Annotated in this window: 7 protein-coding genes and 2 pseudogenes; 6 read left to right on the forward strand and 3 right to left on the reverse strand. The window is 70.7% G+C overall.

The annotated features are described in order from the left end of the window. Nucleotides 1-2 precede the first annotated feature (2 nt). From AB0C46_RS04250 to AB0C46_RS04265, 4 genes are read left to right on the forward strand one after another with little or no spacing between them, the layout of a single operon-like run. Nucleotides 3-989: a hypothetical protein gene (locus tag AB0C46_RS04250; protein ID WP_362825554.1), complete on the forward strand. Its 987-nt coding sequence runs from the start codon at nt 3-5 to the stop codon at nt 987-989. Continuing rightward, nucleotides 986-3,250, forward strand: coding sequence for a hypothetical protein (locus tag AB0C46_RS04255; protein WP_362825556.1), 2,265 nt, complete (start codon nt 986-988; stop codon nt 3,248-3,250). Before AB0C46_RS04250 ends, AB0C46_RS04255 begins: the two co-directional genes overlap by 4 nt. Continuing rightward, complete coding sequence (locus AB0C46_RS04260; protein ID WP_362825557.1) at nt 3,247-4,212, forward strand: hypothetical protein; 966 nt, start codon at nt 3,247-3,249, stop codon at nt 4,210-4,212. The genes AB0C46_RS04255 and AB0C46_RS04260 overlap by 4 nt, the downstream gene beginning before the upstream one ends. A gap of 35 nt (nt 4,213-4,247) precedes the next feature. Beyond that, the gene (locus AB0C46_RS04265) at nt 4,248-4,868 is read left to right on the forward strand and encodes a Pycsar system effector family protein (RefSeq protein ID WP_362825558.1); all 621 of its coding nucleotides are present in this window, start codon (nt 4,248-4,250) and stop codon (nt 4,866-4,868) included. 46 nt (nt 4,869-4,914) lie between these two features. On the opposite strand, the gene AB0C46_RS04270 is transcribed toward AB0C46_RS04265, so the two are convergent. Further along, nucleotides 4,915-6,699 (reverse strand): FAD-dependent monooxygenase, encoded by a 1,785-nt coding sequence (locus AB0C46_RS04270; RefSeq protein WP_362825559.1) that lies wholly within the window; start codon nt 6,697-6,699, stop codon nt 4,915-4,917. Between the two features lie 75 nt (nt 6,700-6,774). Here AB0C46_RS04270 and AB0C46_RS04275 point away from each other — a divergent pair, with 75 nt between their 5' ends. Next, nucleotides 6,775-7,503: a TetR/AcrR family transcriptional regulator gene (locus AB0C46_RS04275; protein WP_362825560.1), complete on the forward strand. Its 729-nt coding sequence runs from the start codon at nt 6,775-6,777 to the stop codon at nt 7,501-7,503. Between the two features lie 112 nt (nt 7,504-7,615). Here AB0C46_RS04275 and AB0C46_RS04280 read toward each other — a convergent pair. Together AB0C46_RS04280 and AB0C46_RS04285 are read right to left on the reverse strand one after the other, a co-directional pair. Next, nucleotides 7,616-7,699 (reverse strand): annotated as a pseudogene (locus AB0C46_RS04280) (DNA-binding response regulator); the annotation flags it as partial. Beyond that, nucleotides 7,689-8,843, reverse strand: a pseudogene (locus tag AB0C46_RS04285) (histidine kinase); the annotation flags it as partial. The pseudogenes AB0C46_RS04285 and AB0C46_RS04280, both read right to left, overlap by 11 nt. A gap of 851 nt (nt 8,844-9,694) precedes the next feature. Here AB0C46_RS04285 and AB0C46_RS04290 point away from each other — a divergent pair. Beyond that, nucleotides 9,695-12,952 (forward strand): hypothetical protein, encoded by a 3,258-nt coding sequence (locus AB0C46_RS04290; RefSeq protein ID WP_362825562.1) that lies wholly within the window; start codon nt 9,695-9,697, stop codon nt 12,950-12,952. The last annotated feature ends 238 nt before the right edge of the window (nt 12,953-13,190 follow it).

Below are 13,190 nucleotides of genomic sequence, written 5' to 3' on the forward strand. Positions count from 1 at the left end.
CGATGTCACCGTCCCGCCCGGACCTGCCCGAAGCCAGCGCCCAGCCCTACTCCCGCAGCCGGCCGCTGCCGCCCTACCGGGGCATCCTGGCGGTCGACGCCAAGGACTTCACCGGATACCCGGCCATCGAGCACGGCGTGATCAGCCGCGCCATCCCGCAGCTCCTCCAGACCTCGTTCGAGCGGGCCGGCATCGCCGAGGTCTGGGCGGAGCGGAGGTTCCCCGACTCCACCGGCGACGGATATGTCTTCGGGTTCGACCCGGCGAAGATGCCGTTCGTCATCCACCCCTGGCTGAGCACCCTCCAGGACGTGCTGACCGAGTTCCATCTGCACTCCACGGGCGCGGTGCGCATCCGGCTCAGGGTGAGCCTGCACATCGGGCCGCTGCCCGACGCGGGGCAGGAGTACGACGGCAACGGCACCCCGCGGAACGACACCCACCGGCTGCTCGACTCCCGCCCGGTCAAGGCGATGCTGGCGGCCTCCAGCGCCAACATCACCCAGGTCGCGGCCATCCTCTCCGACCGCTGCTACCAGGACGCGGTGGTGAGCGGCTACACCGGGCGGCACCCCGACCACTTCCTCCAGGTGCCGGCCACCGTCGAGGGCAAGCATTTCGACCAGGCGGCCTGGCTGTATGTCCCGGCCCCGTCGGGCAATCTGTACGACCGCCGGATTCTCGGTGACCGGGTGGTCGAGGACCACGAGTCCGGGCGTGACGAGCCCGCTGAGGACTCCCGGAGCGGCGCGCGACGGGCGGCCGCCCCGCAGGTCCGGAACCGGGCCGACCGCGGGAACGTCAACAGCGGCACCGTGCACGGCGGTCAGCGCGTCCAGAACGTCGAGACCGGGGGCGACTACATCGGCGGCGACTACGTCGGTGGCGACCGCTTCGGTGGGGACTACGTCGGCGGCAACAAGGCCGGCACGGTGCACGGCAATCAGGGCGACACGGTCCACGGCGACAAGCACGAGGGCCGCCGATGAGCGCCGAGGACGCGCGTCCGGACATCCCGCAGCAGAACGACGGGGCGTCCCGCGAGGAACCGGAACCGCAGACAGCGGGCGGTGAGCCGCCCGAGGGCGATATCGGCTTCGGGGACCCGGACGACGGGGACTTCGACGAGGCGGCGGCGGAGTACGCGCTCCACGGCGGGGAGTTCGCCGGTCTGCCGTTCGGGCGTCAGCCGTACCCGGTGATCGTCGCTCCGCGCGCCAACATCAACACCGGCTCCGTGCACGGTGGCCAGCGGGTGGAGAACGGCGGGGGCGCCATCGGCACCGGCGGGCGGCGCGTCGAGGCGCACGAGGGGCCGATCTCCGCGGTCGAGATCCTCGATGCCAAGGCCGGGTTCGCGGAGCCCGACTGGTTCCCCGCGGCCCTGGCCGAACTCGACAGCCGGCTGCTGTTCCTCACCGGCGAGCCCGGTACCGGCCGCCGCACCGCGGCGCTCAACCTGTTGCACCGGCACAGCGGCGGCAGCATGAGTCTGCGGGCGGTCGACGGCGATATGAACCTCGCCTCCTGGCGCCCCCGGCACCGCGACACCCGCGGCTATCTGGTGGACGGGCTGCTGCCCGAATACCCCCTGAAGCCGGGGATGGTCCGCCATCTCCAGAGCCTTCTGAGCACGGCCGACGCCCGCATGGTGGTGGTGCTGCCGGACGCCCCGGAGCTGGTCCGGCGGCTGTCGCGCGAGCTCCATGTCACTCCCGTCCGGTGTACGCCACCGGCCGCGCGGGCGGTGTTCGACGCCCGCTTCGCGGACGCGGTGCCGGACCCGTCGGAGCGCGCCCGGCGGCTGGCTCTCCTGGCGCCCGGCCCGCTGGACGAGCTGCTCGCCCCCGAGCTGGTGCCGGCCCAGGTGGCCGAGCTGGTGGCCGCGGTGGCCACCGCGGAGGACGGCGGGCCGGACCTCGCCGACATCCAGAAAAGGCTGAGCTTCCTCGCGGAGGGCGAGGTGCCGGATCTGCTCGCCCAGCTGCGGGACGACGCCGACGGGCTCGCCTTCCTGCTCGCGACCTGCGTGTTCGAGGGCCTGGACCACCGGATCGTGCGGGAGGAGGCGGAACGGCTCCTGGAACTGGCGGACGGGCGGCTCAGCTCCGTACTTCCGGAGGGCGCCGACGGCTCCGACGAGGACGGGCGGCGGGACCGGGAGCGGAAGCCGCGGCCCAATCCGCAGTTCGTCTTCCGGCGGTCGCTGGACGAACTCCTGTGGAGCGTCCGGGCCGAGCGCCGCCCCAGGGAGATCCGCTCCAACTCCGGCTACACCTACGCCGTGGAGGCCGTGCGCTTCACCCGTCACCGGCAGGCGGAGGCCGTGCTGCGGCATGTCTGGCGGGAGTACGGACACCTCTCCGGTCTGCTGACCGAGTGGATGGCAGACCTCAAGAACGAGCAGGAGCTGACCGAACCGGTGGGCCGGGTGATGGGCCGGGCCGCCGGCTGGGGCGGGGGCCGCCGGGCTCTCGAACACATCGGCACCCTCGCCAGGTCTTCCCGCCGGAGCAGCCGCACCATCGCCGCGTACGCGCTGGGCATGGCGGCCGGAGATCCTGTCCTGGCCCGCGAGGTCAAGTACCGCCTCAGCCGGTGGAGCGCGCAGCAGAGCTGGCAGGTGCGCTCCACCGTCGCCTACACCTGCGGTGCGGACTTCGGTGCCTCCCGTCCCGAGGTGGCCATGCGGCTGTTGCGGAATGTGCCCCGCGGCCCGGGCGACGAGCACGAGCACACCGTGGACCGGGCGGTCCGTGACGCGCTGGGCGATCTGTTCGCCTCCGGCAGCCAGGCCACGGTCTTCCGGCATCTGGCCGAATGGGCCGACGGCGAGGGGGCCTTGGCACACATCGCGATCTGGACGTTTCCGCAACTGCTCCAGAACACCTCGTGGTGTCAGGAACAGCTGGTCAACGACGGCGAATACGCGGCGCAGATCATCGACCTCGTCCACCGGACACTCAACGACGAGGAGCGCTTCGCGGCGACCTGCCAGGCGGTGCTCTGGTGGTGCCGGACAGCCACGTGGGGCGACCTGCCGCGGACGGCCGTGGAGACCCTGCTGAGCGCGCTCGCGGCGGACTTCCGGCACGGGGTGCTCCGCCTCTTCGTCGTGATCGACCGGGCCGAAATCCCGGATCTCGCCGGACTCGCCATCGCCCGGGACGCCCTGAACACCTGGCGGAACGGCGAGCAGCCATGGCAGCCGGTGAACGGCAGCACCCACCCGAACGGGAGTACGTCATGACGACCGACAGCAACCAGCCCGTCTACGCCCCCGCCGCGCGGGCCCCTTGGCGGGAGATCCTGCGGCACCGCTGGTCCGGCCGCCTCGACCGGGCCCTGGTGCTGCGGGAGCACAGCGGCGCCTACCGGGTACTGGGCTCCCGGCAGCGGACACCGCTCGGGGCGGCCGACGAGGCGGCCGCGCAGGCGTCGTCCGCGCCCAGGCTGCTGGGCGGCTACGACAGCGCCTTCCACGTCCGGCTCCACGAGCAGTCGGAGACCCGGAGCGTGGCACTGCCCACCGCCTACGGCACGGAGTCGGTGGACCTCCGGGTGCTGTGGTGGGTGCACGACCCGGTGGAGGTGGTGCGCTCGCGGACCGCGGACGGCTGGGACGCGGTCCGCAAGGAACTCGACCGGCGGCTGCGTCACCTGGAGGATGCCCACGCGGCCGACGGGCAGACGCTCGGCGCGCCCGAGATCATGCAGGACCTGGCCGCACCCCAGGAGCTGGACGGCTTTGGCCTCACCTACCGCGTGACGGACATCAGCGGGCAGGAATCGGAGGGTGAGCTGCGGCTCGGACAGCCCGGCGCGGCCGGACTGCCGTACTCCTGGACCGCCAACCGGCGGGAGGAGTTCCAGTTCTGCGAGCAGGCCGTGCGCAACGGCCCGGTGTCGCTGGCGGCGCTCTGGCTGGTCCGCCACCCCGACCAGGTCAGCCAGGTGCTGGACTGGTCGGTGCACCACCGGGACCTGCTCAAGGAGGAGACCAACTGGCAGGACGAAATGGCCGGACTCCTCGGCAAGTTGACGGAGGAGGAGCGGCAGGAACTCTCCGGAGTGCTGCGGGACCGGCTCGCCGGGCTGGGGCGCCGGGTGCCCGCGCCGTCGGCACCGCAGGCAGCACCGGCGGACAAGGGGCCCGGGGGCCCGGGGCTGAACGGCCACCGGCGCGGGACGGCGAAGGAGTGGTCGGTGTGAGGCGCGCGGCCGTCCGCCGTCCTTCGGTGCGCCCCGTGCCGCAGCGGGTTGCGCGGGCCGGGACCGCCGTGGCGCGCCGGCGCCCGGCGCCGCGCCCGCACCGGCAGCCGCACCGGACCCTGCGTGACCGCCGCGAGCCCGGCGCCGCTCCGGGGGCGCCGCACCCGGAGACCCTGGCGGCGATGGAACGCTTCCTGGCCGCCAACGGCGTGGAGATCGCACGGGCGGACACCAAGGCGGCGGTGCTGCTGGGCTTCATGGGCGCGGTGCTCGGTGCCTTCATCACGGTGACCCGCGGCGCGGCGACGCATCAGGCCGCCGCCGCCTGGAAGGCGGATGTGCTGTGGTGGGGTGCGGTCGGCACCGCGCTGCTGGCCATCGTCTGCTTCGTCTCCGCCATCGCCCCCCGGCGGCGCGGGGGACGGAAGCCCAGCCCGGCGGGCCCCGGCTACTTCGAGCACATCGGACGGGGGGAGGACGGCGACGTCCTCAGCCACGCCTTCGCCCGTATCGCGCACGACCCCACCGGCCCGCTCCTGGACTCCGTCCGGCGCACCAGCGCGATCATCCGCTCCAAGTACCGCTGGATCGAGACGGGAACCGCGCTGCTGCTGGTGGCCCTTCCGCAGTTCGCGGCCGCGTTACAGCCGGGGTGAGGGCGCGGGCCGCCGGTGAGGGGAGGGGCGGCCGCCTCCCCCTTGGCTATCCCTGTACGGGGGTGCCGGCCCAGCCGGTCAGGGCGTGGTGGCGTTCGCGGCGGCGGGCGGGCAGTGCCGGGGTGCGGGTGGCCCAGGCGATATGGCCGTCGGGACGGATGAGGATCTCCCGTACCCCGTCGAGGTCGGTGCGGTGGTCATGCCGGGTGACGTGAAAGGGGGTCACCTGGGAGCCCCAGCCCGCGGTGACGGTCCGGCTCAGCTGCGCGTCGCCCGCGAGGTCCAGCAGGACGAACCGGCCGGGCAGCAGCAGCTCATGGGCGCGCACGGCCGCTGAACCGGCCGCCGTCAGGCCGACATCCGGCATCCGCTGTCCCACCAGGGGGCCGGTGCAGGTGGCGGTGGGCGGATAGACGGTGTCGAGCGCGGAAATCCGGGCGGCCAGGCGGCGGTTGACCTCCTCGATGCCCAGGAGTTCGGTCAGCAGGGTGCGTAGTGCGGCGGCCGGGCGCTGATACGGCGGGAGCAGGGTCAGCTCCAGCAGCAGCGTCTGGACCTCGGTGTTCTCGGTGACCGCCCGTCCGACCGGATGGCGCTCGGCGTGGTAGCTGTCGAGCAGTCCGGGCGGTGCCCAGCCGTTGATCTCGGCGGCGAGCTTCCAGCCCAGGTTCATCGCGTCCTGGAGTCCGGTGTTGAGGCCCTGCCCGGCGGCCGGGAAATGGATATGGGCGGCGTCGCCCGCCAGCAGGACGCGCCCGGCGCGGTAACGGGCGGCGAGCCGGGTCGCATTGCCGAACCGCGACAGCCAACGGGGCTCCGCCACTCCGCAGTCCGTCCCGCAGATCTCCGCGAGGGAGGTCCGGAACTCGTCCAGGGTCACCGGCTCGGCGGACGGTGTCCGCATCCGCCGAGGGTCGACGAAGACGATGCGGGTGAGGCCGCGGGTCGGGTTCTCTGCCTGGGCGTTCGCTTGCGCGGCTGCGGGGGTGTCCGTCCGACCCTCCGCCGGGCTGTCCGCCCGACCCTCCGCCGGGTCGTCCGACTCCTCCAGCGGGGCGACGAGGACGCCATGGGCGCGCGCACGGTCCAGGGCCGCCGGGTCGACCACCGCGAAGTCGCCCAGTACGCCGGTCAGGGTCTCGTCGGTGCCGGGGAACGCGATACCGGCGGCCCGCCGCACCACGCTCCGGCCGCCGTCGCAGCCGACCACATACCGTGCGCGCACGGTCCGCACCTCGCCGCCGGGCCCGCGCACCTCCACCGCGACCCCGCCCGCCGCCGCGCCCCGGCCCGCCTGCGCGGGTCCGCCCCGCCCGCCGTCGCTGCCGTCGGCGCCACGTAGGGCACCGTCCCCGTGGCCGTCGCCGTGCTCGCCCCCGTCCCCGTCCCCGTCCCCGTCTCCGCCGTCGTCCTGGCGCAGCCCGATCACCTCGTGGCCGCGCCGGACCGGTACGCCGAGTTCGCGGGCGCGCTCCGCCAGCAGCCGTTCGGTGCGGGCCTGGGCGAGGAACAGTGTGTAGCCGTGCCGGGTGTCCAGCGCGCCGAAGTCCAGCGGGGTGTCCAGCCCGGCGAAGTGCCAGCCCGTAACGGGGCGCCCCCGCGCCAGGAAGCGCTCCACCAGGCCGCGTTGGTCCATCAGCTCGACACTGCGCGGATGCAGGGTCAGCGCCCGGGAATCCCGCTGTGCCCCGGTCCGCCGTTCGAGGATCTCCACCCGCACGCCGCCCAGCGCCAGTTCGGCACCGAGCAGCAGCCCGGTCGGCCCGGCCCCCACCACGAGCACATCGACCTCGGTAGCGACCTGGGCCCCGCCCTCGGCACCGGCGTCCATCAGCTGCCTCCCCGCATGTCCGTCCCGATTTAGTGAACGTTGTTCACGTGAACGCTGTTCACTATACTGAGGTCCATGAGTGCCGCGTCAACCCCCAGCCCGTCCAGCCCTCCTGGCGCCCGGCCCGCCACGACCACCGGGCGGGGCCGGCCCCCGAAGCTCGATCCGGCGCGCACCGTCGAGGTGGCGCTGGCGCTGCTGGACGAGGCCGGGCTGGACGCGCTCACCATGCGGCGGCTGGCCGAGGCCATGGACGTACGGGCCGGTGCGCTGTACCGGTACTTCGCGACCAAGCACGACCTGCTGACCGCGATGGCCGAAGTGCTGCTTGCCGACTGCCTCGACCGGCCGCTGTCGTCACCGGACTGGAGCGAGCGACTGGCCGAACTGGCCCGGCGGATGCGGACGGCGCTCCTCGGCCGCCGCGACGGTGCCCGGGTCTACGCCGGTACGCACGCCACCGGCGCGCACACCCTCGGCTTCGCCGACGCCCTCATCGGCGTCCTGCGCGAGGCCGGTTTCGCCGCCGATGACGCGGCACGGGCCGCCCTCACCGTCGTCCACTTCACCCTCGGCCACACCCTGGAGGAACAGGCCGCATGCCAGGGCGCGGGCGAGCACGGCCCGGCGGACCCGGAACGGCTGCGGGAGGCCGTGACGCCGGGGCGGTACCCCCATCTCGCCACCGCGCTGCCGGTATTGGCGGGCACGGATTCCGCCGCCCACTTCGAGTTCGGACTGACACTGCTGCTCCAGGGGCTGCGCGCCCTCGGCCCCGGCGACACGCGCCCGGAGACGGCCTGAGCGGTCTGAGCGGCTTGAGCCGCCTGAGCGGCCTGGTCGCGCTCGCGCGGGCCCTGGTCACCGGCCCCGGCCTTGTCTTCGCCGACGAGCCCACCGGCCCGCCCCCTACCCCCCCGTTCAAGTACGCCAGCACCGCCAGCACCCGCCGATGGCCGGTGTCGCCGGCCGGCAGGCCCAGCTTCGCGAAGACATGTCGGGCCCCCGACGGGGCTGGTCACTTCCACTGTCCCGTCGAGCACCGCGACCCGGCGCCGGATGCCGAGCAGCCCACTGCCGCCCGAAGCCCCCGCGGAACCGGTCTCCGCGCCGCCGCGCCCCTCGTCACGTACCGACAGCGTCAACCGGTGGGGCCCGCGGGCGAGTTCCACCCGGGCCCGGTCCGAACCGCTGTGCTTGGCGGCGTTGGTCAGCGCCTCCGCGACGACGAAGTACGCGGCCGCCTCGACCGCCGCCGGGGCGCGCGGGCCCTCCGCCAGCCCGTCCGCGCACACCGCCACCTCCAGGCCGCTGCTCGCCGCGAGCGCCCGCACCGCCCCCACCAGGCCCCGGTCGGTGAGGATCGGCGGATGGACGCCGCGGACGACGTGACGCAGCTCGGTGAGGGCCTCCTCGGCCTGGTTCTGTGCGTCGTCGAGGAGCGTGCGGGCCGCCTCGGGGTCCTTGTCGTAGGCCCGTCGGGCCAGCCCCACCCGCATCGACAGCGCCACCAGCCGGGCCTGGGTGCCGTCGTGCAGATCCCGTTCGATACGCCGCAGTTCGGCGCCGTGCGCGGCGACGGCACCGGCCCGGGTGACGGTCAGCTCCTCGACCCGCTCGGCGAGCCGGGCCTGGTGCCCGCTGTCCGGTGACGGCTGCAGCAGCGCACGCGACCAGGCCGCGTCGAGGTCGGCGAGGCGCCCGATCAGTGGCAGTACGACGGCCCGCTGCCGCAGCAGCCCGCACCACACCCCGTCGATCAGCAGCCCGACGGCCCACAGCGGCAGCGCGAGATACGCCAGGAGCCAGCCGTAGCCGAAGTGGACGGCGAGCCAGCGCAGATCCCGGTAGGTGCCCGGGTCCGCGAGCGCGGTACGCACCCGCCCGGACAGCTCCCCGGTGAGCGGCAGATACGCCTCCGGCACCGCCGTACCCGACCAGGCCGCCACCCGCCGCCGCTTGAACCGGGCCATCCTGCGCAGCAGCAGGACCGTCTCCGGCAGCACGCCCGCGCCGATCACGATGACCGTCGCCACGGCGGTGAACAACAGCACCCCGAGGAAGAGGTACGACAGCAGCGCCAGCCCGCCCGCCGTCATCAGCTGGGCCGTGGCCCGCCCCGCCCGCCGCATCGTCTCCCCCATGGGGCTCAGGCTAATTTGAGGAGTGTTTTGTCCGCGGAGAGTTTGACGCCCTGCGCATCCAGCGCGCACGCACTCGGCTCGGCGTCCCAGCCTTCCTCCTCCCGTACGAGGCCGCCACAACAGCCCGTTGAGCCGTTGAGCCGTTGAAGCTCATGCTCGGGCGGGCGCCCGGTGCCGCGGCCAAGGCGCCCAGAGCTTCCTCGTATTCGGTGACCCGTTGGACCTTCACCCCGTAGGTCTCGTCCGGGCCCTTGATGCGGAAACGGATGATCTCGTCTGCCGTGAGGCCGGCGAAGGTGCGGAGATGGGACAGCGCCGTATCGGGCATGGCCGGCAGTTGCAGTTGCAGTTGCGCGCGGGTGAGTCCGACGGCATGGAGGGCTTCGCTGGAGGTCCGGTTCCGGAATATCCGTCAGGTGACGGATGTATGCGGCCCAGTACGTCAACGAGAATCCCGCACGCAACTCGTGATCGATGTGTGAGGAGGGAGGGAGATGAGGTACCGCGTGGGCCCGCGGTTTCTGGTCCCGGATGGCCCCTCTGCTAACGGGCGGGTGCGAGCCGGCGGTTAGTGCCGGGTCCCCGACAGGCCCAGAGAAGGTCTATTTCTGCAAGTCAGATGAGTTCGGTGGTCTTTGGGCCCGGAGATTTCCTCACCTGCGCTTGTCGCGACATGGGTTGTTGACAGTCAATCTTCATTTCGAATCCGGAAAGTCTCAACTCTGATGATGACGATGCAGATGCGCACGAGACGGTCGCGGTCAGAAACTGGTAGACGCGGGCGCGGGAGGGGGCGGGCTCCTCTTGCCGGGTGGGTCGTAGCGGTTGTGCTGACCCTCGCTGGCGCCCTCATGGCGACCCTCTTGCAAGGTGACGGGTTTGCGGACCCGGCCCCGCCTGGGGCCGCGCCCGCCGCCCAGGCCCCGCCGAAGGTGGGAGACTCCGCTGATCCTCGCGTCAAGACCATTACGTATCGCTCCTATCCCTCCTTCAAGGTATACGAGTTGCGGCCCGGAATCGCCGTGCTTCCCGGTCCGGGTCCGTTTGATGACTGGGGGGACTTTCTTGATGCTTGGCCAGTCCTTGACACAGATGCCGTTCAGCAGGCTTTCCTTGACCGGATCGAGCAGCGGCTCAGGGTGATCGAAAAGACAGCTGTGGGGAGGGAGCGCATCAGGCGTTTGGGTGCCGCGGTCCCGCTGTCGACCGATCGATTCGGACTCCCCGAAGGGGGGTATTCGGACATCAACGCGGTAGTGGCCATGACGGATAAAAGTCGGCCCGGAGCGTGGACCCAAGGTATCGCACTAAAAAAATCTCCCTCGGGATCGGATGGTCGAGGGACGGTTTCCTGGGTGATGGCGCGCGACGATGACACGATCGCCAGGTTCTATACGGCGGAAGGCAAGGAGTACGGGCACACGCAGTCTTCGACGCTTTTTCACGAGCTGGGCCATGCCGAGCACAATCTGTGCGGCTGCTTTGATGAGCGTAAGGTGCAGTATTCCATTCCGGATCCCTTCAACCAAGGGGCTCATGACCCCCATCGGGGCCCGGATGGGCGGCGGCTTGTGACCACTACTGCGGAGGAGCTCACCACTCATGGTGGTCTCTACGGGATGACCGCCGCTCATGGTGGCGAGGTCAGTCCGTCGAACAATCCCGGAGCGTTCCTTGCCCATGCTCCTGAGGCGTGGAAGAAGTCCTTCCTCTACGCAAAGAAGGAGTTGCGTGGCCTGGCGGTGACGGATCCTCGCTATATGGAGGTCAGCGACGCGCTCGCACTGCGCTGGGATGTGGTGACCAAGGAGCCTGTGACTGATATCGCCTACGCTCTTGAGGCGGATATTCCTATGCGAGCGGACTACCACTTTCCTGTTCCGGACGGGGTGACACAAAGAAATGGGGCGTGGCTTCCCAAGGACGGTGTGTCTGAGGGTGAGCTTACCCGGGAGGACCTGGAGAATCCGAGCACGAGTCTGCGTCCGGGCCCGGCCCCGGACCAGGCCCCCGCCCCGGACCCGGCCCCGGACCCGCAGAAGGAATCGACGGACTGCGTTGTACAGAATTATTGTGCGCCTCGACCGGCGGAACGTGAGATGACGGCGGAGGAGCGGGAGCAGGCGGACAGGCTTCAGGAGGCGATCAGCGGGGGGAAGGCTCGGCAGGCTCCGGCCATGGAGGCTGCCGGGGTGAAGATGGCGCCGGAGGAGTTGGCCGCGCTGGCCCGCGTGCATGTGCGCGAGATGGTGCGGTCCGGCGGGTCGTTTGAGCCATCGTTGAAGGCGGCGTTGGCCGAGCCGGGCCAGGTGTTGCTGACCGCGCCGAAGACCGCGGGGAAATTGAATGAGCTGACCCGGTCGTTGCGGGAGGCGGGTCAGGGGCTGGTGGAGGATCCGGCCTTTGTCGTGCAGGCCATCGCGGGAATCATCACAGCGGCCACTGACGATGGGACTGCACTGGACAAGGCGACGGAGGTTCTGGCGCCGGTCCCGGTGGTGAATTCGATACTGGGTATCGCCGACGATGTGGTGGACGGCCGTTCGGGGGTGGACATCGCGGTCAACACGATCAATCTCCTCGCGGGTGTCTCAGCGGTGGCGGGCCAACCGGAGTTGGCGATGCTGTTCTCCGTGGTGTCGGTGTTCGTGTCGGTGATCGGGCAGATCGTGGCGGCCGGCGGAGCCTTTGACGCGGAGATCGCCCGGCGGGACGAGGCGTGGACCAAGCTGATGCCCGCGCACATACGGGACACGCTGATTCCGGCGCTGGTCACCTCGGTTGACGAGCTGTTCCAGCGGTACCAGCGGCGAGTGGTGGATGACGCGATGCTGTCCATCGCGGCGATCGATGCCGCAGCGGCCGTGCATCCCAAGGACGCCACCGTCCAGCAGAAGGCGGCCGAGTCCAAGCGGACGTTGCGGGAGGCCGTCAACACCCGGGTCGCCAAGGCGCGGACCACCTTCGTCAACGGCCTGAACCCGATGATCGACAAGACGGTCAACGAGGTCAACACCGACGAGTCGTTCCGGGAGTTCAACCGGCAGTACATGGACGCCAACCGTAAGCGCATCCGTGAATGGGCGGCGAAAGACGCACACTCCTGCGAAAACGTCGTGACGAAGTCTGGAGAGTCGCCGTGTGGACAAGACCCTGATTTCGAAGCCAGAGCGGACCGGACCGTCGATCTTGTAGCCACGAAGCTGAACGAGAGTAAACCGCAGCCGATTGACGCAACACCACTGCACGCTACGGCGATGAAGGTCATCGAGAACAAGAAGCTTTTCCGGCCGTTCCATCTGGGTGACTCCGTGGAACCCCTCACTACCCGTTCTGTTATGGGTCCGCTCGCCAGTGCCAGAACTGACGAACCTGACCACCTCAAGCCGTTCGTTGACGCGCAAGGAACCGACGACAAGGGCAAGGTGGTCCCGGTGGGCCGGGCGCGGACTCTGCAGGAGGAGGGCACCGGCTACAAGTTGACAGACCAGCAGGAATCCTTGTGGCGGTGGGATTCCAGGGACCCTGGCGTGCTGTTCAAATGGGGCATCGGGGGCTACCAGAGTGAGACTCCCTTCGCGATGGTTGGGCCCTATAAGAACGCCACGTGGGACCTGCTGCAGTACACGCACACCGGCGCCAATCCGGACGTGAAGGACGCCCGGTTCAAACTCTTCAGCACCTCCCGCTCGGTGCGGGTCAATGGTGTGGAGTCGGTGTGGACACCCGAGAGTTCGGAGGATCGATGGCTGTACGAGGTTCACATGCCGGGCGGCATCGACTTCGCGAAGTCGATGGCCGGCCGTACCATCCAGGACCGCCACGAAATTCTCTCCGCGCTCCCCATTTCCGTTCATTTCATCCGGGCCGCGCGTCTCATCGATAAAAATGGCAAGATCGTGAGAATCGTCACCAATCCGAACTTCACTCCGCCTCCCGTGGAAGACGGACCGCTGCCCGATCTGCAGTGCGGCACCACCGCCCCCGTCGACACCTGGGACGGAACGTGGCACGCATCCGGCGCCTACGATTTTGACCACTACTACTCCGCCACGGGCAAGCTGCAGCCGCTCGACGGCGGCTGCGGAAACAGCGCCGGCACCGATTGAGCCTTTCCTGGTGTCACCAGTTGAGTGACTGCGCGGCCGGCACCACCGGCGAGGCCCCAAGGGTGCCGAGAGACGCTCGACGTCTCAACTCGGCACCCGAGGGGCCTCGTCGGTTACCTGTCCGGACCGCCAGGCCGGGGTGTAGTGCGCTACACCCCCCTTTCGGGAGGACGCTCCCTCGAACCGGCGCCCCGGGGCGGGCCGTCTCGACCGCAGAGAAGCGGCGCATCGGCAAGGT

It is taken from the genome of Streptomyces sp. NPDC048637 (assembly GCF_040650675.1).
Lineage (GTDB): Bacteria > Actinomycetota > Actinomycetes > Streptomycetales > Streptomycetaceae > Streptomyces.

Coding starts and splice junctions, on each gene's coding strand:
- AB0C46_RS04250 (WP_362825554.1), top strand. CDS start 3: ATGTCACCGTCCCGCCCGGACCTGCCCGAAGCCAGCGCCCAGCCCTAC.
- AB0C46_RS04255 (WP_362825556.1), top strand. CDS start 986: ATGAGCGCCGAGGACGCGCGTCCGGACATCCCGCAGCAGAACGACGGG.
- AB0C46_RS04260 (WP_362825557.1), top strand. CDS start 3,247: ATGACGACCGACAGCAACCAGCCCGTCTACGCCCCCGCCGCGCGGGCC.
- AB0C46_RS04270 (WP_362825559.1), bottom strand. CDS start 6,699: ATGGACGCCGGTGCCGAGGGCGGGGCCCAGGTCGCTACCGAGGTCGAT.
- AB0C46_RS04275 (WP_362825560.1), top strand. CDS start 6,775: ATGAGTGCCGCGTCAACCCCCAGCCCGTCCAGCCCTCCTGGCGCCCGG.
- AB0C46_RS04290 (WP_362825562.1), top strand. CDS start 9,695: ATGGCGACCCTCTTGCAAGGTGACGGGTTTGCGGACCCGGCCCCGCCT.